Source organism: Janthinobacterium sp. GW456P, assembly GCF_002127655.1.
GTDB lineage: Bacteria > Pseudomonadota > Gammaproteobacteria > Burkholderiales > Burkholderiaceae_D > Janthinobacterium.
The window spans coordinates 1-23,111 of record NZ_NEHB01000050.1; the positions used below are offsets into that span (position 1 = coordinate 1).

At 60.6% G+C, this 23,111-nt stretch carries 17 protein-coding genes; 12 read left to right on the plus strand and 5 right to left on the minus strand.

Annotated features, from left to right (window positions below):
• Nucleotides 1-350 precede the first annotated feature (350 nt).
• Nucleotides 351-1,103 (minus strand): nucleotidyltransferase domain-containing protein, encoded by a 753-nt coding sequence (locus CBW66_RS27510; protein WP_205701227.1) that lies wholly within the window; start codon nucleotides 1,101-1,103, stop codon nucleotides 351-353.
• A 42-nt stretch (nucleotides 1,104-1,145) separates the two neighbouring features.
• Nucleotides 1,146-2,759, minus strand: a complete 1,614-nt coding sequence (gene rtcR, locus CBW66_RS27515) for an RNA repair transcriptional activator RtcR (protein WP_086140876.1) — start codon at nucleotides 2,757-2,759, stop codon at nucleotides 1,146-1,148.
• A 206-nt stretch (nucleotides 2,760-2,965) separates the two neighbouring features.
• Between rtcR and CBW66_RS27520 the strand changes: the two genes are divergently transcribed.
• The 5 genes from CBW66_RS27520 (at nucleotide 2,966) to CBW66_RS27540 (ending at nucleotide 8,680) form a co-directional block, all read left to right on the plus strand.
• Nucleotides 2,966-4,537 carry a TROVE domain-containing protein gene (locus tag CBW66_RS27520; protein ID WP_086140877.1) on the plus strand — a complete coding sequence of 524 codons (1,572 nt, stop codon included), beginning with the start codon at nucleotides 2,966-2,968 and terminating at the stop codon, nucleotides 4,535-4,537.
• A gap of 272 nt (nucleotides 4,538-4,809) precedes the next feature.
• Nucleotides 4,810-6,045, plus strand: a complete 1,236-nt coding sequence (locus CBW66_RS27525; protein ID WP_086140878.1) for an RtcB family protein — start codon at nucleotides 4,810-4,812, stop codon at nucleotides 6,043-6,045.
• A gap of 15 nt (nucleotides 6,046-6,060) precedes the next feature.
• Nucleotides 6,061-7,080 carry an RNA 3'-terminal phosphate cyclase gene (gene rtcA / locus CBW66_RS27530; protein ID WP_086140879.1) on the plus strand — a complete coding sequence of 340 codons (1,020 nt, stop codon included), beginning with the start codon at nucleotides 6,061-6,063 and terminating at the stop codon, nucleotides 7,078-7,080.
• Nucleotides 7,081-7,210: 130 nt separating this feature from the next.
• Nucleotides 7,211-7,696 carry a cytochrome c-550 PedF gene (gene pedF / locus CBW66_RS27535; RefSeq protein ID WP_070221748.1) on the plus strand — a complete coding sequence of 162 codons (486 nt, stop codon included), beginning with the start codon at nucleotides 7,211-7,213 and terminating at the stop codon, nucleotides 7,694-7,696.
• A gap of 150 nt (nucleotides 7,697-7,846) precedes the next feature.
• Complete coding sequence (locus CBW66_RS27540; protein ID WP_230492387.1) at nucleotides 7,847-8,680, plus strand: ABC transporter substrate-binding protein; 834 nt, start codon at nucleotides 7,847-7,849, stop codon at nucleotides 8,678-8,680.
• Nucleotides 8,681-8,736: 56 nt separating this feature from the next.
• Here the strand turns inward: CBW66_RS27540 and CBW66_RS27545 are convergent, their stop codons facing one another.
• Complete coding sequence (locus CBW66_RS27545; protein WP_086140882.1) at nucleotides 8,737-10,875, minus strand: TonB-dependent receptor; 2,139 nt, start codon at nucleotides 10,873-10,875, stop codon at nucleotides 8,737-8,739.
• Between the two features lie 205 nt (nucleotides 10,876-11,080).
• On the opposite strand from CBW66_RS27545, the gene CBW66_RS27550 reads away from it, so the two are divergent.
• From CBW66_RS27550 to CBW66_RS27580, 7 genes are all read left to right on the plus strand, one after another.
• Nucleotides 11,081-12,037 carry a beta-propeller fold lactonase family protein gene (locus tag CBW66_RS27550; protein ID WP_086140883.1) on the plus strand — a complete coding sequence of 319 codons (957 nt, stop codon included), beginning with the start codon at nucleotides 11,081-11,083 and terminating at the stop codon, nucleotides 12,035-12,037.
• 337 nt (nucleotides 12,038-12,374) lie between these two features.
• Nucleotides 12,375-13,895, plus strand: coding sequence for an aldehyde dehydrogenase (adh, locus tag CBW66_RS27555; protein WP_086140884.1), 1,521 nt, complete (start codon nucleotides 12,375-12,377; stop codon nucleotides 13,893-13,895).
• A 55-nt stretch (nucleotides 13,896-13,950) separates the two neighbouring features.
• Nucleotides 13,951-14,346 (plus strand): DUF779 domain-containing protein, encoded by a 396-nt coding sequence (locus CBW66_RS27560; RefSeq protein ID WP_086140885.1) that lies wholly within the window; start codon nucleotides 13,951-13,953, stop codon nucleotides 14,344-14,346.
• Between the two features lie 55 nt (nucleotides 14,347-14,401).
• On the plus strand, nucleotides 14,402-16,138 hold the full coding sequence (locus tag CBW66_RS27565) for a PQQ-dependent methanol/ethanol family dehydrogenase (protein WP_086140889.1): 1,737 nt from the start codon (nucleotides 14,402-14,404) through the stop codon (nucleotides 16,136-16,138).
• A 287-nt stretch (nucleotides 16,139-16,425) separates the two neighbouring features.
• Nucleotides 16,426-17,586: a porin gene (locus CBW66_RS27570; RefSeq protein ID WP_086140886.1), complete on the plus strand. Its 1,161-nt coding sequence runs from the start codon at nucleotides 16,426-16,428 to the stop codon at nucleotides 17,584-17,586.
• A gap of 48 nt (nucleotides 17,587-17,634) precedes the next feature.
• Entirely contained in the window at nucleotides 17,635-19,746 is a 2,112-nt protein-coding gene (locus CBW66_RS27575; RefSeq protein WP_086140887.1) for a 4Fe-4S binding protein, read from the plus strand.
• Nucleotides 19,736-20,746, plus strand: coding sequence for an FAD:protein FMN transferase (locus tag CBW66_RS27580; protein ID WP_086140888.1), 1,011 nt, complete (start codon nucleotides 19,736-19,738; stop codon nucleotides 20,744-20,746). The genes CBW66_RS27575 and CBW66_RS27580 overlap by 11 nt, the downstream gene beginning before the upstream one ends.
• A 1-nt stretch (nucleotide 20,747) precedes the next feature.
• On the opposite strand, the gene CBW66_RS27585 is transcribed toward CBW66_RS27580, so the two are convergent.
• Both CBW66_RS27585 and CBW66_RS29305 read right to left on the minus strand, forming a co-directional pair.
• The gene (locus CBW66_RS27585) at nucleotides 20,748-22,736 is read right to left on the minus strand and encodes a sigma-54-dependent Fis family transcriptional regulator (protein ID WP_230492388.1); all 1,989 of its coding nucleotides are present in this window, start codon (nucleotides 22,734-22,736) and stop codon (nucleotides 20,748-20,750) included.
• Nucleotides 22,737-22,812: 76 nt separating this feature from the next.
• The coding region (locus CBW66_RS29305) for a hypothetical protein (protein WP_216356466.1) at nucleotides 22,813-23,111 on the minus strand (299 nt) is incomplete at its 5' end.

The window sequence follows — 23,111 nt, forward strand, 5'->3', positions numbered from 1 at the left end:
ACCCCTTCCACCCCTTCCCATCCCGAACAGGACCGTGAAACAACTTTGCGCCGATGATAGTGCTGCAACCAGTGTGAAAGTAGGTTATCGTCAGGCTTGTTATTCGCAGTAGAGAAAAACCCGATCAGCAATGGTCGGGTTTTTTTTCGTCTGGCGGATTTGTGGTGCTTGTTTGGCGTCGCTGGTGTTCGTCGGCTGACGCGCGCAGCGCTAAGCCGACCTGCGCCGACCTGCGCCGACCCCCATGAGCGACAGCGCAAGCCCCTGCGTTTGCGGCATGGAGGGGCTGACCCCGGCGATTGAGCAGACAAAAAAAGGCAGCGCTGCGCGCTGCCTTTCTTATTTTCAGATCAGATTTCTCGCAGTATCCGCCGGAACAGATGATTCAAATCCTGTATACCGGCGGATTTTTCTTCTTGCTCGACGCTGAAATTTTCCAGTCTGGCCAATTCCGATTCGATAAATGCATTGAGCTTGTCGATGCGTGGGGCTAATTCCTTTTCCAGCGCGAGCTTTTTACGCTCGAGCAGCTTGTGAATTTCCTCCAGTAAGCCCTCTTCCTCCGGTAACAGGTGCAGCAGGGCCGCAAACTCGATTGGCGGCGCGCTGCGATAGGTTTCTATCCAGCGCGTGGCCAGCAAGGGGCGCAATACATAAAAATACTTCTTCAAAGGTACCACCTCCGCCATCAGATAGCCGCGGTAATTGGTCTTGGCCATGCTGCGGTAATGGTAGATCCCCTTCTCCAGCGTATAGGTGGAATTGAGCAAGGCCTGGATGCCAGTCTTGAAATGGCCATTTTCGATATATTGTATCGGCGACTGTATCCATTCAATCACGGCGGGATTGGAACGCCAGAATAGCTGGAGCGCCTTGCGCACATCCCAGCCATTGAGGTCGATATCGTCGACGATGGGATATTCGATCACGTCGCGCTTGTCTTCCAGGTCGACGCTCAAGTACCAGTCTTCAGGGCGCGCATAGATGAAACGCACGTCGAAGTCGCTATTGGGCGAGGCAAAGCCCCAGGCGCGGCTACCGGACTCAATGGCCAACAGTATCCGTACGCCTTCCTTTTCTTCCACGGCCGCCAGGCGGCGCATGATTTCTACTCGTATTTCTTCAGGAATCATTGTCATTATGTATTAGTTGCTTACAGACACTGTATCCCAATCAAGGGCATAGCGGGCCAGGTATTTCTTGAGACGGTCCGCATCGTTCGGTCTGGCTTTTGCCGCGCGCGAGACGGCATACAGCGTGCGGCCCGCGTCGGACAGGCTGCTCGACTGCCGGCACACCTTGATGACCGCCTGCAGCTGCAGCGCATCGAACAGATCCAGCCGGGTGGCCGCCGCTTCTCCCATGATCTGCGCCAGTGCCACTTCGTCGCCATCAGGCCGTTCGCCATGCGGCTGCCACAGGCGGCGCAGGCGTGCTGTTTCCTCATCCACGACCTGGTCCGTGATGCGCCCCGCTTCCGACAGGGTGGCCAGGCGCGTGACGGCGGCGGACAGGTCGCGGAAATTCCCCTTCCATGCGGAGGTGGGCAGGGTGGCGAAGCGCATGAAGCGTTCGCGCGCCTCCTTGTTGAAGCGCACTCTTTCGCCCGTCTCCACACCGTACTGCGCCAGCAGATACTCCAGGTTCGGCTCAATATCCTCGGGGCGCTGCGCCAGACCCGGCAATTCGTACGTCCACAGGTTAATGCGTGCATGCAGGTCTTCGCGGAAGCGGCCGGCCGCTACCTCCTTGCCCAGGTCGCGGTTGGTGCCGGCGATCAGCTGGAAGTCGCTTTGCACCTCCGTATCCGCACCAACAGGAAAGAAGCGTTTTTCTTCGATGGCTTTCAGCAGCATCGCCTGTTCATCGAGTCCCAGTTCGCCGATTTCATCGAGAAACAGCAAGCCCTTGTGCGCGCTGCGCAGCAAGCCTGGCCGGTCCGCACCGGCGCCCGTGAATGACCCCTTGATATGGCCGAACAAGGTGGAGGCCGCGCCATCGCCATGCAGGGTGGCGCAATTGAGGTCGATGAATTTGCCGTCAATCTGATGGCGCGATTTTTTCAGTTCATACACGCGGCGCGCAAGAAAGGACTTGCCGGCGCCGGTAGGCCCCATCAGCAGCATCGGTGCGCGCGACTTGATGGCGACGCGCTCGATTTCCTCGATCATGTTGTTGAACTTTGCATTGCGCGTGGCGATGCCGGACTTCAGGAAGGCCACGCCTTCGGCCTGCTCGCGCGTAAAACGCTGGGCGATCTGGTCGTAGCGCGACAGATCGAGGTCGATCAGCGCGTAGCTGCCCGGATTGCCGGCGGCCTGCCGTTTCGGTGGCGACGTTTGCACGAGACGGCCCGGGAAATAGCGCGCTTCCGTCATCAGGAACATGCAGATTTGCGCCACGTGGCTGCCGGTGGTGATGTGGATCCAGTACTCCTCCTTATCCGGATCGAAGGCGTAGCTGCTGGCAAAATCGTAGAGCGCGCCGTACACGTTTTCAAAATCCCAGGCATCGCTGATGGGCAGTTCATGGGCGACCAGCCTGGTTTCGGGCGAGACGCTGGCGATATCCTGTGATACCTGGCGTACCAGGTTGTCGAACTGGCTGCCCGTGTACAGCAGCTCGAAGCGATCGATGATCTTGTCTTCGTGCTGGGTCAGGGCGATGCTTGGACGCCACTTTTCCCAACGTGCCGCTCCTCGGCCATTGTCGAGCTGCGTGCCGAGAAAGCCGATGACGACGGTGCGTTTTGCTTGCATATATTGGATAAAGATTTATCTGAAAAGATAATTGTATTCGAAATCGTAATCGATGGGCTAGTTCCAATGCAAAGCATGTATGAGAATATTATTAAATGAAATCAAAGGCTTATAATTATTTTTGGCAAAATTTTTAAAGCTGGCACAGCGTTTGCAATAGAGGAGATACCAACGAGATAAACGTAGAGAGCAGAGAGGAACGAAAAATGGCCAACGCCCAGTTATTCCAGAGCGCACAACAGACCGCGACCTTGCCAGCGGCGCTGGCGCGCAATGCCGAAGGCGCGCCAGCCTATGCGCTGACGCCACGCCATCAACTGGCGCAATATGCGGCCACCGGTTGCCTGAACACGACGTTCTATGCCAGCGCCGAAGCGCAGCTGGCGATGGTATTGGAACTGTGCAAGGCGGTCGAACCAGCCTTTATCGCACAAACGGCCGTGTACTGCCGCGAACGGGGCTACATGAAAGACATGCCGGCCTTGCTGGTTGCCGTGCTGGCGGGGCAGGGCGCTGCGCAATTTACGCAGGCCTTCCAGCGCGTGATTAACAACGGCAAGATGCTGCGCAACTTCGTGCAGATCATGCGTTCGGGCGCCGTGGGCCGCAAGTCGCTGGGATCGCGTCCGAAAAAGCTGGTACAGGCATGGTTGAACAACGCATCCGAGCAGGCCTTGCTGGCCGCTGCCGTGGGCAATGCGCCGTCGCTGGCCGACGTGGTGAAGATGGTGCACCCGAAACCGCAGGCAGCGTGGCGGGAGGCATTCTTTGCCTGGCTGATCGGCAAGGAATATAAACGCGACGCCTTGCCGTCGGCGCTGGCCGCGTTCGAGGCATACAAGGCCGATCCTTCGCAGTCGATACCGGAGGTGCCGTTCCAGATGCTGACGGCGCTGCCCTTGAGCGCGCAGGATTGGGCGCAGATCGCCCGCCAGGGCGGCTGGCAGATGGTGCGCATGAATCTGAATACCTTTGCCCGCCATGGCGTGTACGCGATCGATGGCATGCCGGAACTGATCGCCGCCAAGCTGCGCGATCCCGAAGCGATCGCCAGCTCGCGCGTGTTTCCCTACCAGCTGATGTCGGCGTACATGGCCGCTGGCGACAAGGTGCCGCGCATCGTGCACGCAGCGCTGGAGCAGGCGCTGGAAATATCGCTGGCGAACGTGCCGCGGATCGCCGGCAAGGTGGTGGTGTGTCCTGACGTTTCCGGCTCCATGGCCTCGCCTGTCAGCGGTTTTCGCGGCAGCGCCACCTCGAACGTGCGCTGCATCGACGTGGCGGCTCTGGTGGCGGCAGCCATGCTGCGCAAGAATCCGGATGCCATGGTCCTGCCGTTCGAGCACAACGTGGTGCAGTGCGCACTTGGCGCGGATGACAGCGTGATGGAGAATGCGGCCAGGCTGGCGGCCATCGGCGGTGGCGGCACCAATTGCAGCGCGCCCCTGCTGCGCATGAACAGCAGGAAGGAACTGGCCGACCTGGTGATCTATGTGTCCGATAACGAATCGTGGATCGACGCAAAGCGCAGCGGCGCCACGGCGACGATGGGACAGTGGACGGTTTTCAAGCAGCGTAATCCGCAGGCAAAGCTGGTCTGCATCGATATTTCGCCGCATGCCACGACACAGGCGATGGAGCACGAGGATATCCTGAATATCGGCGGATTTTCCGACGACGTCTTCAAGATCATCGCCGCCTTTGCCGCCGGCCAGCTGGACCCGGCCCACTGGGTGGGAGAAATCGCCGCCATCGATATCGCGGCACCAGCTTGTTGAAGTAAAGCGCATGAATGCGGACAAGACTACATAAGAGACGTCCTGTCCAGGCTTGTCATGCGCCGCAGTACCCCGAATGCCGACAGGATTACATCGATCAGCCGCGTCAAACCGGCCTGCCAGACGCAGTGCGCCTGGCAGAAAATCCTGTCCCGCCTTGTCGGGTTGTCGTACTGATGAATGCCGGTGGAACTACATCCAGAGCCGATGCGTCGGCAATGTTTCACCAATCCTTGTCATCACCCCCTATACAATAGAAAAAGAGCATAGCGATGAAAAACGAAGAATACGAAGTCCTGCATACCGAAGGCAGCCGTCCCGTGAAAATGTGGACGCGTGGCGTGCCTGTCGAAGAAGCGGCAAAAAAACAATTGCGCAACACGGCGACCCTGCCGTTCATCTACAAGCACATTGCCGTCATGCCCGACGTCCACCTGGGCAAAGGGTCGACCATCGGCAGCGTGATCCCTACTCTGGGTGCCGTGATTCCGGCGGCAGTGGGCGTGGATATCGGTTGCGGCATGATGGCGGCGAAAACCACGCTGACGGCGAATGATCTGCCCGATAACCTGGCGCCGCTGCGCGGCGCCATCGAACGCGCCATTCCGCACGGGATGTCGCCGAAGACGCGCGGCCACCGCGGCCGCGACGAAGGTTCCTGGCATACGCCGCCTTCCGTGGTCGATGCCGCGTGGCTGCAGCTGAAAGATGAATTCGATGCCATCTGCCTGAAGACGCCGAAGCTGAAAAACACGAACAATTATCGCCACCTGGGGACGCTGGGCAGCGGTAACCACTTCGTTGAAGTCTGCCTCGATGAACAGGGTTCGGTGTGGTTCATGCTGCATTCCGGTTCGCGCGGCGTGGGCAATGCCATCGGCACGCATTTCATCGAACTGGCCAAGCAGGATATGCGCACCCACTTCATCAACCTGCCCGACCAGGACCTGGCCTATCTGGCCGAAGGCACGCAGCATTACGACGATTACGTGGAGGCGGTGGGCTGGGCCCAGCGCTTTGCGCGCAACAACCGCGAAGTGATGATGCAAAACCTGATCGCCGCCGTGCGCACGGTCATCCACAAGCCGTTCCAGACGCACGTGGAGGCCGTCAACTGCCACCATAACTATGTGCAGAAGGAGCACCACTTCGGCAAGGACGTACTGGTCACGCGCAAGGGCGCCGTCTCGGCCCGCGCCGGCGAACTGGGGATCATTCCCGGTTCCATGGGCGCGAAGAGTTTTATCGTGCGCGGCAGGGGTAATGCGGAGAGTTTCCATAGCTGCAGCCACGGTGCGGGACGCACGATGAGCCGTACGGAAGCGAAGCGGCGCTTCAACCTGGATGACCAGATCCGCGCCACGCAAGGCGTGGAATGCCGCAAGGATGAAAACGTGATCGATGAAATTCCAATGGCCTACAAGGATATCGATGCGGTAATGCTGGCACAGCGCGAGCTGGTCGACGTCGTGCATACCCTGAAGCAGGTCGTTTGCGTCAAAGGTTAATAAAGAGAAGTACAGATGATAGAAATTGATGGAGCGCAAGGTGAAGGCGGCGGACAGATTTTGCGCTCGGCGCTGAGCCTGTCGATGATCACGGGGCAGCCGTTCCGGCTGATTAACATTCGCGCGGGGCGGGAAAAGCCCGGCTTGCTGCGCCAGCATTTGCTGGCGGTGCAGGCGGCGGCCGCCATTTGCGGGGCGCGCACGACGCCGGTGGCGCTGCGCGCGTCGAGCCTGGAATTCGTGCCTGGCCCCATCCGCGGCGGCGATTACCGCTTTGCCATCGGCAGCGCCGGCAGCTGCACCCTGGTGTTGCAAACCTTGTTGCCGGCCCTGCTGCATGCGGATGGGCCGTCCACCGTGCGCATCAGCGGCGGCACGCACAATGCCATGGCGCCGCCCGTGCATTTTTTGCAGCGCGCGTATGGCCGCATCCTGGAACAAATGGGTGCCGAGGTAGAGATTACGCAGCAGCGCTACGGATTTCATCCCGCAGGTGGTGGCGAGGTGCTGGCCACCGTGCAACCGTGCCAGCGCTTGCGGCCCATTTCACTGCTGCAGCGCGGCGAGCGGAAGGTGGGGTATACGGAAAGCGTGGTGGCCGGCGTGCATGTGAACGTGGCGCAGCGCGAGCTCGAGCGTGTCGCCGATGGCATGGGCTGGAGCGGCAAGCAGCTGCGCCTGGTCGGCTTGCCGGCGGAGCAGGGACCGGGCAACGTCCTGTTGCTGACATTGGAACATGAGCACGTCACGGAAGTATTTACGTCGTTCGGCGAAAAGCACTTGCTGGCCGAATCCGTGGCCAAGCGCCTGTTGAACGAGGTGCGCGCCTACCTGAAGACGGACGCGGCAGTCGGCGAGCACCTGGCGGACCAACTCCTGCTGCCCATGGCGCTGGCCGGGGGCGGTACTTTCAGCTGCAACAAGGTTTCACAGCATGCGCTGACGAATGCGGAGGTGATTTCCCAATTTCTGCCCGTGCGTATCACTTTCGAGCAGCAGGCGCGAGCCAGCATCTGCACGGTTGCCGCCATCTGACGGGCGCGACGATACAACTACCTGTTGCAGCTGTTCCAAATTGAGACATGGGTGGCCGGATGCGGGGCATATGCGCATGGCATGGCATTTGCTCTTCTTGGGTATTCACTAAAAAACCAAGGAGACCAGCATGACCTATTCCATTCGTACCCTGCTCGGCGTGGCGGCCGCCGGCGCCGTTGCCCTCACTTCCCTGCTGACCTTGCCGCATGCCTATGCGCACGGCAATGTCACGCCGCAAGGCGTCGACACTACGGGCTTGCCCAAGGTGGGCGACAAGTGGCTCGAACAAAATCCATATCGTGGCAACAAGCTTGCCCTGACGGTGGGCACCTCGGCCTATAACCAGAATTGCGCCCGCTGCCACGGCATCGAGGCTATCTCGGGCGGCATCGCGCCGGACTTGCGCCAGCTGGACCGCGATTGCTTCGGTATCAAGAATGAGACAAAGAAACAGGCGTGCTACAAGGAAACGGATAATTATTTCCTGGCGACCATCCGTCACGGTAAAGTACGCAATGGCGCCGTGTACATGCCGCCGTTCGAGGGCGTGTTCAACCAGGAAGCCATGTGGGCCATCAAGACCTACCTGGAGACCCGCCGCGAATCCAACTAAAAACACCTGTCAAAACCTACTGCGCGTCGGTGGTCGCGGCCTGCGATGCTCACTGTACCTTCGTACAGTTGCGCTTTTCAGCCACAACTCCCTTCCGCTCGCTACGGTTTTGTTAGGTGTTGTAAGTAGAGCTGATAATTAAGGAGTCCTATGCGTTCATTTCAACTCCGGGGCGCGCGTGCGATGCTCACGCTCGCCTGTCTGACGCTGTGCGCGGCCGCGCCGGCGCGCGCCGACTGGCAGAAAGTGCAGCAGTCGGGCAGCCTGAAAGTGGCCGTCTATAACGAATTCGCGCCGTTTTCCGACAAGGGCGCGGGCATCGATATTGACATCGCCGAAGCGCTGGCGAAAAAGTTGGGCTTGAAACTGAGCTTGCTGCCATTTCCCGCCGGCGAAAACCTCAACGATGACTTGCGCAATATGGTGTGGAAGGGGCATTACCTCGGTTATGGCCCGGCCGACGTGATGCTGCACGTGCCGGTCGACAAGAAGTTGATGGCGGATAACGACAAGGTCGAGATCTTCGCCCCGTATTACGTGGAAACCGTGCGCCTGGCCCGCAGCGCGCAAGCCGTGCCGCAATTCGATGGCGTCGCCTCGCTGTCCGGCAAGCGTATCGGTGTGGAAAAGGTCTCGATCGCCGCGATGCTGATGCTGGGCGAGGACAATGGCAAGTACCGCGACGACGTGCGCATCTTCGATACGGCCGCCGAAGCCTTGCAGCAATTGCAGGCAGGCCAGCTCGACGCCGTGCTGGCGAACCGTTCGGAAATCGAGTCGGTGCTGAAAAGCGATCCTGCTTTCCCCTTGAGCGAAGTGGCGTTCGCCCGCTTGCCGCGTGCCGGCTGGGCCGTGGGCCTGGCCGTCAGCAAGCAACAGCTCGACGTGGCCAAATTGCTGCAGGCAGCCATGAACGAGATGGCGGCCAGCGGCGAATTGAAAACCATCTTTGAGAAATATGGCGTGAAGGAAGCGCGGCCCTGAGTACCCTGCTTTAATTTAAAAGCCCGCGCATCGGAAGAGGCGCGGGCTTTTTCTTTTTAGAAATTATATTGGGCGCTCACGCCTAACAACCAATTGCGGCCCGGCGCCGCTTCATAGTAGCGCTTGTTGCTGTCGCCGACGATGACGGAGCCCACGTAGGTCTTGTCGAAAAGATTGTTCAGGCGCGCGAATTCCTTGAAGCGCCAGTTGCCGACGTTTTGTTTGGCGTTGAAGCGGGCATTGAAGACCGTGTAGCCGGGTGCCGGCTTTTCGATGTTGCTGTCTTCCGCGTAGACCTGGTTGCTGGCCACGCTTTCCAGCGCCGCGCCGAAGCGGTCCAGTGTATCTTTCCACGCCAGTTCCGCGAACAGGTTGGCGCTGGGCACGCCAGGCAAGCGGCTGCCTTCGCGCACGCTGCCAAACGCCTGGTCATACACGGCGTGCAGGCTGGTCAGCGCCACTTTTGTCGTGAAGCCATACGGCAGGGTCGAGTCCAGCGACACTTCCATGCCTTGGCGCAAGGTCTTGCCCGCATTGCGGTAGCTGGTGCGCCCGCCGCTGGAACTGTCGACCACCAGTTCGTCGCTGGTTTTGATCTGGAACACGGCCGCGTTCACATGCGTGTTGTTGGCGATCCTGGCCTTGACACCCGCTTCCAGGTTGGTGCTGGTGGCTGGTTTCAAGTTGAAATTGAAGCCACCGCCCGTGCCCGAGTAAAACAGTTCATTCAGGGTGGGCGCCTCGAAGCCGCGCGCGGCGCTGGCGTACACGTTGACGTTGGGTGTCAGCTTGTAGAGCAGGCCCAGCACGGGTGTCGTGTGGCTGTATTCCAGGCTGCCGCTGTCGTTGCCATTGCCGAGAAAATGGTCGTTGACCGACACTTTCATTTTGCTGTAGCGCACACCGGCGCTGAGCATCCATGGGCCGCTCTGCCATTCCGCCTGGATATACGGATCGAGGCTGGAGACGACATCCTGCTCGTCGCGGCGCAGCTTGCCCTTCACGCCAAAGGTGTTGCCGATGAAGTTTTCATAGCCGGTGCGGTCATCGCTGGAGCGGCCGTAATCGATGCCGATGGTGGTGCTCAGCTTGCCGCCGGCCAGCTGGTTCACGTGCAGCCAGTTGGTATCGATGCCGTAGAAGTTGCGCTGGAAGTCGACCACGCCGCCCGAATGCTTGGGCGGCGCCTGGAAACCCTTGGTAAAAGCCTGGTACTGAATCACGTCGCGGTTGCCGCCGTAGGCCGTCACGTGCAGGCGGTCTTCACCAAACGACTGCTCGTAGGTGGCGCCGATTTGTTGGTGGTCGATGCTCTTGCGCGTGTTGTAGCGTTCGGCCAGGGTAGGTTTCGGGCCTTGCGTAACTGTCGTATCGATTTCGCCGGCGCGCGGATCGCGGGCAAACGTGGGCCAGGTGGCGCCCAGCGGATCTTGCGTATTGCCTTGATGCAGGCTGTTGCCGACGATGGTCAGCTTGCTGTCCAGCGTCGGCTTGACGGTGATCTTGCCGAACGCCTGTTCGCGCGTGGCGGCGCTGTGGTCGCGGAAACCATCCGTGCGGAAGCGCGAACCGTCGAGCACGTAGCCGATGCCGCCGGCCTGGCCTTGTGCCGACAGGTCCACCTTGCTGGTGCCGAAGCTGCCGCCCGTCACGTTCAGTTCGACGGATGGGGGATTTTGCCCATCCTTGGAAAACAGCTGGATCACGCCGCCCGAATGGTTGCCGTAGATGGCAGAAAATGGCCCGCGCAGCACTTCGATGCGCTCGGCCGTATCGAGGTTGAAGGTGGCCGCCTGGCCTTGCCCATCGGGCATGCTGGCGGGAATGCCATCGCTGATCAGCTTGACGCCGCGCACGCCGAAGGCCGAGCGGGCGCCGAAGCCGCGCGACGAGATTTGCAAGTCCTGCGCGTAGTTCTGGCGGTTTTGCACCACCAGGCCCGGCACGGCGGCCAGCGCTTCCGAGGCGTTGACGCGGATTTGCCCTTCCTGGATGCGGGCGCTGTCGACCACGTCGATCGAGGCCGGCACTTCTTGGCTCGGGTGGGCGATGCGGCTGCCGCTGATGACCACCGTATCCAGGAGTTGCCCGGCGGCCAGGCTAGCTGCCTCGGCGGCGAAAACGTGGGGGGCCAGGGTGGCGCTGCCGGCAACAAACAGGCTGGCGATGGTGTTCAGGCGGAAACGATGCTGCATGCGGATTCTCCAATGTGAATAAAAGCCTGCTTTGGTCGCGTGCGCGGCGCAGGTCTGCATAGTTGTATCAAGCAATATGCCTGCCATGTCTCCATTGGTGGGCGGAAATTATACGCGTGTCAGTGGCACGGCGTTTGCATGCAGCAATGATCAGATGCGCCGCTAGCGTGCGCTTTTCCTGTGTTTTGCCATTGAAAAGGTGATTATGCCCAACTTCGTCTTGTATTTGCGCCAGGTTTTGTGGCTGCTGCCGGCGCTTGCCAGCGCCGCCGTGCAGGCCGCTCCGTTTGCCTATGTCCCCAATGAAAAATCGGGCACCGTGAGCGTGATCGACACGGCGACCGACCAGGTCGTGCGCCAGATCGCGGCTGGCAAGCGGCCGCGCGGCATTGCCGCCGACCCCGGAGGGCGGCAATTGTTTGTCACGGACGCAGCCAGCAGCGCCTTGCTGCTGATCGATAACGTGACCGGCTCGCCCCTGCGCAGTGTAGCGCTGGGCAAGTCGCCCGAAGGCGTCAGTGCTTCCCGGGATGGCCATTACGTGGCCGTGGCTGTCGAGGAAAACAATAGCGTGGCCTTGCTCGATGGCCACACTGGCGTCTTGCTCGCCGATATCAAGGTGCAGGGGCGTAATCCGGAACATGCCGTGTTCAGCCCCGATGGGCGCTGGCTGCTGGTCAGCGCGGAAGAGGCCGAGCAAGTCGATGTCATCGACGTGGCACAACGCCGCCAGGTGGCGTCCGTGGCCGTGGGGCTGCGTCCGCGTGGCATTGGTTTCAGTCCGGACTCGGGCCGCGCCTATGTGGCGTGCGAACTGGTCAATGCCGTGTATGTGATCAACATGGCCGCGCGCAAGGCCGTCGCCACCATTCCCGCGGGCAAGAATGCCAATGGCATCGCCGTCCACCCCGGCGGCAAGCAGGTGTATGTGTCGAACGGTATCGACGGCACGGTGATGGTGATCGACACGGCCAGCAATCAGGTCACGGCCACCATTCCCGTTGGCAAGCGCCCATGGAACATGGCCATCACGCCCGACGGCGCCAAGCTGTACGTGGCCAACGGGCGTTCGAACAGCGTCTCCGTCATCGACACGGCCAGCGCGCGCAAGGTGGCCGATATTGCCGTGGGTGAATTGCCATGGGGCGTGGTGATTCCTTAGTGGCACAGGGCAGGTGTTCCAGTCTGGTACACCTGTTCCATTGTGCAGCGGCGCAGGGGCGGCGCAGCAGGGCTGGCCCGGATTGAAACAGAATAGGTGCCGCCTTGTTCAAAACGCCAACAGCGGGCCTTGTATCTATCCAGCTCGGGCGCATGGGCGAAAAGCCGGCCAGTATTGACGCCACGCCCTTGCAACAGGGGTAAAACCGGCTAAGTTTGTAGTGGGATGGCGAGCTGGCACGGCATTTGCGGAAGACTCCGTGTACTCACCCCATCTGTACCAGGACGTTTGATTTTAATTAAGTAATTCCATTCTAATTAACCCGATAGAGGACGACATGAATCTCGCAGACATCAGCAAACTGGGCGTAGCCAATCCCTTTAAACAACGCTATGACAATTACATCGGCGGCAAATTCGTTGCACCGGTAAAAGGTGAATACTTTCCCAACATCACGCCGATCACGGGCTTGCCGTTTTGCGAAATCGCCCGTTCGACGACGGAAGATGTCGAGCTGGCGCTGGACGCCGCCCATGCAACCAAGGATGCCTGGGGCAAGACCTCGCCAGCCGAGCGCGCCAATATCCTGAACCGCATCGCCGACCGCATCGAGCAGAACCTGAGCCTGATCGCCACGGCGGAAACCATCGACAACGGCAAGCCGATCCGCGAAACGATGAATGCCGACATTCCGCTGGCCATCGACCATTTCCGTTATTTTGCCGGCTGCATCCGCGCGCAGGAAGGTTCCGTCGCGCAAATCGATGCGGAAACCTATGCCTACCACTACCACGAGCCGCTCGGTGTCGTGGGCCAGATCATTCCGTGGAATTTCCCGATCCTGATGGCCGTCTGGAAACTGGCGCCAGCCCTGGCCGCCGGTAATTGCGTCGTCTTGAAACCAGCCGAGCAGACGCCCGCCTCCATCATGGTGTTGATCGAGCTGATCGGCGACCTGCTGCCAGCGGGCGTCTTGAACATCATCAACGGCTTCGGCCTGGAAGCGGGCAAACCGCTGGCGTCGAGCAAGCGCATCGCCAAGATCGCTTTCACGGGCGAAACGGGCACGGGCCGCCTGATCATGGGCTACGCCGCGCAAAACTTGATTCCCGTCACCTTGGAGCTGGGCGGCAAGTCGCCGAACATCTTCTTTGAAGACGTGATGGATGCGGACGACGAATATTTCGACAAGTGCCTGGAAGGCTTTGCCATGTTCGCGCTGAATCAAGGTGAGGTATGCACCTGCCCATCGCGCGTGCTGATCCAGGAATCGATCTACGAGAAATTCATCGAACGCGCGCTGAAGCGGGTGGCCGCCATCAAGCAGGGCAACCCGCTCGACTCGTCCACCATGATCGGCGCGCAGGCGTCGCAGGAGCAGCTGGAAAAAATCCTGTCCTACCTCGACATCGGCCGCCAGGAAGGCGCCGAAGTGCTGGCCGGCGGCGAGCGCAACACGCAGGCGGGCGACCTGGAAGGCGGCTACTACGTGCGTCCGACTGTATTCAAGGGCAACAACAAGATGCGCATCTTCCAGGAAGAGATCTTCGGGCCGGTCGTTTCGGTCACCACCTTCAAGGATGAGGCCGACGCGTTGGCGATTGCCAACGACACCTTGTACGGCCTGGGCGCCGGCCTGTGGACGCGCGACGGTTCGCGCGCCTTCCGCATGGGCCGGGCCATCCAGGCGGGCCGCGTGTGGACCAATTGCTACCACCTGTATCCAGCCCATGCCGCGTTCGGCGGCTACAAGCAATCGGGTATCGGCCGCGAAAACCACAAGATGATGCTCGACCACTACCAGCAAACGAAGAACTTGCTGGTGAGCTATAGCCCGAAAGCGCTGGGCTTCTTCTAAACCGGCAACAGGCGCCGCGCCTGTAGTCCGGGTGCGGCGCGCAGAAAGGGATGCCATGAGTGCAGCAATTGCCCGGGTGGTCGCCACCGAAGCGGCGCTGGAAATGATGGACAAGTTGCGCCTGCGTCACGGCCCGCTGATGTTTTTCCAGTCGGGCGGCTGCTGCGACGGCAGCGCGCCCATGTGTTATGCGCAGGGCGAGTTCGATGTCAGCGATACCGACATCTATCTCGGCAATTTGAATGGCACACCGTTCTACATGGGACTCGAGCAATTCGAGTACTGGGAGCATACCCAGTTGATTATTGATGTGGTCGATGGCAATGGCGGCATGTTTTCACTCGACAACGGCACGGGCAAGCGCTTTTTGACGCGTTCGCGCCTGTTCACCGATGAAGAGTGTGCGCTGTTGCATGCCCAGCCGCATGAGCACGACAGAAAAAGTACCTGAGAGTTACACACACATACTAATAAAACAGAGGGAGATGATTGTGCAGAAAAAAATCATGGGGATACTCATCGGTTTGAGTTTGGCATCGCTGGCCCAGGCGGCCGACATGGGCAATGTCACCACCGCCATGCTCGACAGCACGGCCAAGAATCCGTCCAGCGTGCTGTCGTTCGGCATGGGCACGCAGGGCCAGCGCTATTCGCCGTTGACGCAGATCAATGACAAGACCGTGGCCAAGCTGGTGCCGGCCTGGTCGTTCTCGTTTGGCGGCGAAAAGCAGCGGGGCCAGGAATCGCAGCCGCTGATTCACAACGGCAAGATGTTCGTCACGGCATCGTATTCGCGCATCTTTGCCGTCGACTTGAAAACGGGCGCCAAACTGTGGAAATATGAGCATCGCTTGCCGGACGGCATCATGCCATGCTGCGACGTGGTCAACCGCGGCGCCGCCCTGTACGGCAACCTGGTGATCTTCGGTACGCTCGACGCCTATCTCGTTGCGCTGGACCAGAACACGGGCAAGATTGTCTGGAAGGAAAAGGTCGACGACTATGCGGCCGGCTACTCGATGACGGCCGCGCCGCTGATCGCCGAAGGCTTGCTGCTGACGGGCGTGTCGGGCGGCGAATTCGGCATCGTCGGCCGGGTCGAGGCGCGCAACCCCATGACGGGCGACCTCGTATGGAGCCGTCCGACGGTGGAAGGCCATATGGGCCACCGCTACGACAAGGATGGCAAGGCCATCGACAACGGCATCTCGGGCACGGTGAACAAGACCTGGCCGGGCGACCTGTGGAAAACGGGCGGCGCTTCGACGTGGATGGGCGGCACCTACGATCCGCAGACCAAGCTCGCGTATTTCGGCACGGGCAATCCGGCGCCGTGGAACAGCCATTTGCGCCCCGGCGACAACCTGTACTCGTCGTCCACCGTGGCACTGGACGTGAAAACGGGCCAGATCAAGTGGGCATATCAAAACACGCCGAACGATGCCTGGGATTTCGACGGCGCCAACGAGTTCGTCACCTTCGACATGGATGGCAAGCGCTACGGTGGCAAGGCCGACCGCAACGGCTTCTTCTATGTGATCGACGCCAACACGGGCAAGCTGCAGAACGCCTTTCCGTTCGTCAAGAAAATCACCTGGGCCAGCAGCATCGACCTGAAGACGGGCCGGCCGAATTTCATTCCCGCCGGCCGTCCTGGCGACCCGACCAAGGGAGAAGAGGGCAAGAAAGGCTCGACCGTGTTTGCCGCGCCCGCTTTCCTCGGCGCCAAAAACCAGATGCCGATGGCCTATTCGCCGCAAACCAAGCTGTTCTACGTTCCCGCGAATGAATGGGGCATGGATATCTGGAACGAGCCGATCAGCTACAAGAAGGGCGGCGCCTTCCTCGGTGCCGGCTTCACCATCAAGCCGCTGTTCGACGACTACATCGGCGCCATGCGCGCCATCGATCCGAAGACGGGCAAGATCGTCTGGGAAATCAAGAACAACGCGCCACTGTGGGGCGGCGTGATGAGTACGGCCGGCAACCTGGTGTTCTACGGCACGCCGGAAGGCTTCCTGAAAGCCGTCGACGCGAAGACGGGCAAGGAGCTGTGGAAATTCCAGACGGGCTCCGGCGTTGTGGCGCCGCCTGTCACCTGGCAGGATGGCGACACGCAATATGTGGCCGTCGTTTCCGGCTGGGGCGGCGCGGTGCCCCTGTGGGGCGGCGAAGTGGCGAAGAAGGTCAACTTCCTGGAACAGGGTGGTTCCGTGTGGGTCTTCAAGCTGGCATCGAAGTAACGGGGTGAAACGCCCGGGCCACACGGATGGGTGTCTCCCTGTCCGCCGGGTGTTTTCTTTTTACTGACGGCCCAGGCCGTCAGTTTTTTGTTTACACAGTTGCGCGATCAGCGCGCTGGCGGTCAAAAAAGGAACACCGTGCGGGGCGATTGATCCGCTGCTGCACACGTTAAACACGTCATTTCTCTTTCTCCCTCTGAGCCGTGCTGGGCACGCTTATTGCCAAAGCTTGAGGTACATCAATCACTGATGTGCACACTAAAAACAGAGAAGAAAGAGGAGAAGAAATGAACGCATTGATCAAGCTGGGGAGCCTGGGTGTCATGACGATCGCAGCGGTGGGACAGGCGCAAGCCGTCGATATCAAGGCTGGCGACTGGACCGTATCGGTGGGCGGCATCGTCAACGCCTATTACACGCAAGTGTCGTGTTCGGGCGATGCGGTGGGCGGGCTGGCGCTGGGCGGCCAGGCGCTCGGTTGCGGCGGCGAAAAGGACCGTACGACCATCGGCAACGGCTTGCTGCCGAATGGCTTGATCACCTCGGCAAGCTCGCGCCTGGGCGAGTACGACGTGAAAGCCTTGATCGGCATCTACAACTCGACGGCCACCGACAGCGCCATCAGCCAGAACAGCGTGGTCGACGTGCGCCAGGCCTTTTTTACGTTCGGCAATGCGGAAATGGGCACCTTCAAGCTGGGCCGTGACTACGGCATCTTTGGCGCGAACGCGATCCTGTCCGACATGACCTTGCTGGGCTCGGGCGCGCCGGTGCAGGCCACGCAGCGGGGGCGGGTGACCTTGGGCCATATCGGCGCCGGCTACACCTATCTGGGCAACTATGGGCAGATCATGTACAGCTCGCCGAAGTCGGGCGGTGTTGGCGCCGATGTGGCGCTGGTCAGTCCCGTGTCCGACACCCCCATCGTGGCCGGCTCGACCTATTCCTCGAAGTCGAGTCCGCAAGTGCAGGCGCAACTGACGTATGCGCAGGAAGGCTTGAAAGCCTGGCTGGGCGTGAAGTCGCAAAAATTCACGTCGAAAACGCCTGGTGTCGATGACCTGACCATGCGCGGCGTGGAAGTGGGCGGCTCCTACCAGATGGGCCCGGCGGGCGTATTGGTGAACTTCCAGGGCGGCAAGGGGTTGGGCATCTTGTCCGATGCGGACCAGGGCGATACCAAGTCGAAGAACTGGCTGCTGCAGGGCACGTACAAGGCGATGGACAAGCTGAAGCTGGGCTTGTCCTACGGCATCAGCAAGAATGACGACAACACAGCCGGCACGGGCGGCTTGAAGTCGAACGCCAACCTGACCCTGGGCGCGTACTACTCGCTCAACAGCGCGATCACCCTGGTGGGCGAGCTGGGCCAGACGCGCTCGAAAGGCTTTGCGGGCGGCGAAGCGAAGATGAATGGCGTGTCCTTGGGCGGCATCATTTTCTTCTAACTCATCAAAGCGGCGCCTTGCGACAGGGCGCCGCACGGAGCGCAATGCATGCGGATACTGCGGTTGTTCATCGGATGCTGGCTATTCCTGTTTATCCTGGGACAGGCGTGGGCGGGCGTGCTCACCAAGGCCGAGCTGGCGCGGCGCTTTCCCACGCCGCTCGTCGTGGGCGAGAAGGAGGCTGACTTGCCCGTCTGGCCCCTGTTCAAGCAAAACGCCACTGCCACCGAGCTGGTCGGCTACGTTTTTGAATCGGTGGACCTGGCACCGATTCCCGGCTTTTCCGGCGTGCCCGTCAACCTGCTGATCGCCATCGATCCGAAAGGCGGTTTCCTTGACGTCTCCGTACTGTCGCAGCACGAACCCGTGTTTCTCGATGGCCTAGGTGAAGCGCCATTGTTTCAGTTCGTCAAGCAGTACCAGGGCTTGTCGCTGAAACAGAATATCGCCATCGGGGCGCGTACCAAGCGGGCGGCCGATGCGACCCACGCCGATATCGATGGCGTGTCGAAGGCAACGGCTTCCGTGCGCATCATCAACCAGAGCGTGCTGGCCTCGGCCTTGAAAGTGTCGCGCAAAAAACTTGGTTTCGCGCAAGGCCGCGATCCGGACCAGATCGCCCGCATCCGCATGGAGGTGTTCGAGCAACTCAGCGTGGCGCAGATGCTCGCGCAAGGCTTGATCCAGCATGTGCGCCTGAGTAACAAGGATGTGGAAACCCTGTTTGCCGGCAGTCCCGGCGCCGGACTCGATGCGCAGGCGCAGCGCGAGCCGGACGGCGTGTTCATCGACCTGTACCTGGCGTATGTGTCCGTGCCCACGGTGGGGCGCAATCTGCTGGCGGAACGCAGCTGGAACAAGCTGCGCAACCGGCTCGACGAGGGCGACCATGCCATCCTCGTCATGTCGCGCGGGCGCTACAGCGTGCTGGGCGATGATTTCGTGCGCGGCACGGTGCCCGACCGCTTGTTGCTGAAGCAGGACGGTTTGCCCATCGACATGCGCGACCTGGACCTGGAATTGCGCCTGTCCGATACGGCTTCCTTGCCGACGGAAAATATCGCCGTATTGCGTGTCATCAGCCAGGCGGGGCTCGATGCGGCCAGCCCGCTGGCATTTTCTCTCCCCATCACGCGCAGCAAGGGCATCGTGTATCCGGAACGCATCGCGCGCAACGTCGACTTCACGTACCGCTTGCCGGCCGAGTTCTATACGGCGCCGCAAGGCGATGATGCCAGCTGGCGCGGCACGTGGAAGGCGCGCCAGGCTGAGCTGTTGATCTTGCTGGCCGGGCTGGCGTTGCTGGCCGGCGCATTGGCATGGCAGAAACGCCTGGTGCGCGATGCCCGGCAATTTGTCTGGTTCCGCCGCCTGTTCCTGCTGTTCACGATCGGCTTTGTCGGTTATTACGCGCAGGGGCAGTTGTCGATCGTCAACATCACGGGGGTGATCCAGGCGCTGCTGGCGGGGCGCAGCCTGGGCTTCTTCCTGTTCGACCCGATGACGGTGATCCTGTGGGCGTTCGTGTTGCTCAGTTTGCTAATCTGGGGCCGCGGCACGTTTTGTGGCTGGCTGTGTCCGTTTGGTGCCTTGCAGGAATTCACGGGCAAGCTGGGCCAGTGGCTGCGCTTGCCGCAGTGGAAGATCAAGTCGCGCCTCGATGGGCGTTTGAAGTGGATCAAGTATGCCTTGCTGGCGGCCATTCTTGGCAGCAGCGTGTTTTCCAGCCAGATCACGGACAAGCTGGTGGAACTGGAACCGTTCAAGACGGCGATTACCCTGAATTTCGTGCGTGCCTGGCCCTTCGTCGCGTATGCCGTGGGCTTGCTGCTGCTCAGCAGTGTTTCCTACAAATTCTTTTGCCGCTACCTGTGTCCGTTTGGTGCGGCGCTGGCTCTGCTGGGGCGCTTTCGCCTGTTCAACTGGATCCCGCGCCGCAAGGAATGCGGCACGCCGTGCCAGACTTGCCGCCACCGTTGCGAGCATCACGCCATCGCGCCGAGCGGGAAAGTCGATTACGGCGAATGTTTCCAGTGCATGGATTGCGTGGTGATTTACGCCAGCGATGAGAAATGCGCGCCCTTGATGCTGGAAATCAAGCGTGCCCGTACCATTCCCATCGTCCGGGCCACGGCAGAGGAGAGCAGCAATGCAGCGTAGAACCTTTATTTCCGCAGCGATCGGCAGCGTGGCCGGCATGGCGGGCGTGATCTTGCCTGGCAGCATGGCGCGCGGCACGGCCACGGCCTCCGGCGTGCGCCCTTATCAAGGCGCCGCCCTGGCGTTTGGCACGACGATCGCCGTCACCGTCTTGCACCACGATCAGCGCCAGGCCGAGCTGGCCATCGAGGACGCCTTGCATGCGGCCAGGAATGTCGACCGCCTGATGAGTATTTACAGTCCGGCAAGCCAAGTCTTTCAGCTGAATCGTGACGGTCGCCTGGCCCGGCCGGACGCCCATCTGCTGAAGGTGCTGGCGCAGGCGCAAGCCTTGTCGCAATGGAGTGAAGGGGCGTTTGACATCACCGTGCAACCTCTATGGCAGCTGTTTCGCGCGGCGGCTGATCAGGCTAGCTTGCCTGTAGAAACATTGTGCCGCGAAGCGCAGGCGCGGGTAGGCTGGCGGCAACTGGCGTGGGATCGCCGCGAAGTGCGTTTTCTCCAGCCCGGCATGGCGCTGACCTTGAATGGCCTGGCGCAAGGCTATGCGGCCGACGTGGCGCTGGCGGCCGTGCAGGCGCGCGGCGTGCGGCACGCGCTGCTCGACACGGGCGAGTTCATTGCGCGCGGACGGCGTGCCGTGCGGCGCCCGTGGACCTTGGGCATCCAGGATCCGCGTGACGCGGAAATCCTGGCGGCCACCTTGAAAGTGGATGGGCGCAGCGTGGCCACGTCGGGCGATTACGAATGCACGTTCACGCCCGACTTTGTGCATCACCACATCTTCGATCCTTCGAAGGGCGATTCGCCGCGCGAACTGGCCAGCGTGACCGTGCTGGCGCCCACGGGCTTGCTGGCCGATGGCTTGTCGACAACCTTCATGGTGACGGGCGCGGCGCGTGCGCATGCCATGGCCGCACGGATGGAAGGCGTCGACCTGATGACCATCGACAAGCAGGGCCGACGCCAGATATCGCCCGGCTTTGCCCGTTTACTCTAGGCTATTTCAGGTGCGGCACCTTGCGATAGATCGTGTTGCGCGATACGCCCAGTGCTCGCGCCGTGGCCGAAACGTTGCCGCCGTGGGCATCGAGCGATTTGAGGATCACGCTTTGTTCCATTTCCTCCAGATTGGCGCCGGCGGCGATCATGCGGTCCGTGCTGGCGCTGGCTGCAGTCGCTTGCGTCATCTCAATATCGTCGAGGAAATCATCGGGCATGTGGCGCAAGCAGATTTCATGTTCGTCGCCCGCCATGACGATGGCCGTGCGCAACAGATTGGTGAGCTGGCGGAAGTTGCCTGGCCATTTATGCTGGTGGAACAGGCGCAGGATGTCGGGCGCCACCGTGTAACGCGTATCGGGTGCTTCCGTCGCGAGGATTTTCTTCACCACAGTATCGAGGTCTGTGCGCTCGCGCAGCGGCGGCAGTTTGACCACCAGGCCATTGAGGCGGTAATACAAGTCTTCGCGGAACAGTCCCTTGGCCATGCGTTCGCGCAAGTTGTGATTCGTGGCGCAAATGAGTTCCACATTGACCGTGATCGATTTGCTGCTGCCCAGCGGCGTGACCATGCGTTCCTGCAGCACGCGCAACAGCCGTGCCTGCAAGCCGAATGGCATGTCGCCGATTTCGTCGAGGAACAGCGTGCCGCCATTCGCTTGCAGGATCTTGCCAATGGCCCCTTTCTTGCGCGCACCCGTGAATGCTCCGTCTTCATAGCCGAACAGTTCGGATTCGATCAGGGTTTCCGGAATCGAGGCGCAATTGACGGCAATAAACGGTCCCATGGCCCGTGGCGAATCGTTGTGGATGGCTTGCGCCAGCAATTCCTTGCCCGTGCCTGTTTCGCCCATGACGAGGATGGGAATATCGCGTCCCAATACCTTGTTGACCTTTTCGATCACCAGTTCCAGTTGCGGATCGCCCGTGCGCAGGTAGCGCAGGCCGGACAGGCGGCGCGCCGCATTGGCCGCATGGCTGGCCGGGGCGGGGATCGCTGCCGGCACCGCGTTGATGTCGCTGTGATCGGTGCTGCTGGCAAAGCCGTGCTGGAAGACGCTATTGGACAGGCGCAACTGCGCACGCCCGTACACGCGTACGCCGCTGTGCATGCACAGGTTCAGCAAACCGGGTGAGGCCGTACGGTAATGCTCGTAGAGGGCGGAAACGGGCAAGCCGAACAGGGAGCTGAAGGTGTGCGATTGCAGCGCGGCAAATGACAGGCCCAACTGGAACAAGCCATTCTTGTTTGCGGATAAAAACCGCCCACCCGGTGTAAACGAGGCGATACCTTCCATTAAGGTGCCGATGAATTCGGGACGCGCGTGGAAGTGGACGGTGATGGCATCTTCGAAGGTGGCGGAAAACAGCTGATTTTCGATCATCAGTGCCGACATGCGCACAAGGGCCATCGTATGCTTGTGAAAACTGCGCTGGTCGCTCGAGACGTCCAGCACGCCGATGACATTGCCCCTGTGGTCGGTGATCGGTGCCGCGGAGCATGTCAGGAAATGATTGGCGGCCAGGTAATGCTGGTCCGCATGGACCAGGGTCGGTACTTTTTCCGTGATGGCCGTACCGATGGCATTCGTGCCCCGGCTTTGTTCCGACCACGCTACGCCTGGCTGCAAGGCCACGCGGTTGGCTTTTTCCAGAAAATCATCGTCGCCCAGCGAATGCACGATTACGCCATTGGCATCCGTCAAGATCACCATATTGTGCGTGTTGACGATTTGCTGGTACAGGGTTTCCATCGCGGGCAGCGCGTGCGTGTGCAGCATGCGGTTTTGCTCGATCAGCAAGGACAGGTCGGATTTGCCGGCTGGCGTAAAGTCGGGCGTGGCCGTGGGCGACAGGCCAAAAGCGACGGAACGCTGATGGGAAGTTTCGATGATGACGGGGACGTTGTCCTGTCCTGCCGGTGTGAAGTTCGCGTCCGCGATGGACGAAAATGGTGCGCTACGGTAAGTAGCTGACGGTTGATACATGATCTCGTTGCCTCCGTTGGGCCCTGTATTGCGGCGCTCTTTTGAATATCGAGAGTGTTCCATAATGTAGCACCTGTCACAGATGGGAGCAAAGCAAAGCGAACCGGGCTATCCCCCAGTGTTGCTGCCAGGCCCAGAGTTTCTTCCTAATGGACAGTGCATAGGGCTGTATAAGCAAGTGCGGTGCCAGGACGGTTTCGCAGGTCGGAAAAAATAGCGCTTGCGGGCCGCGCGGCGCAGGGCTATAATTCGCCCCCTCGCTGAACGGCGCATGCAAATGCAGCGTGAAGCGAGAAAAAGAAGGTTGACGAATTAGCCGAAACGCTTCATACTCTTCCTTCTTCGCAGCTGACAAACACAACGCTTTGTCAATAG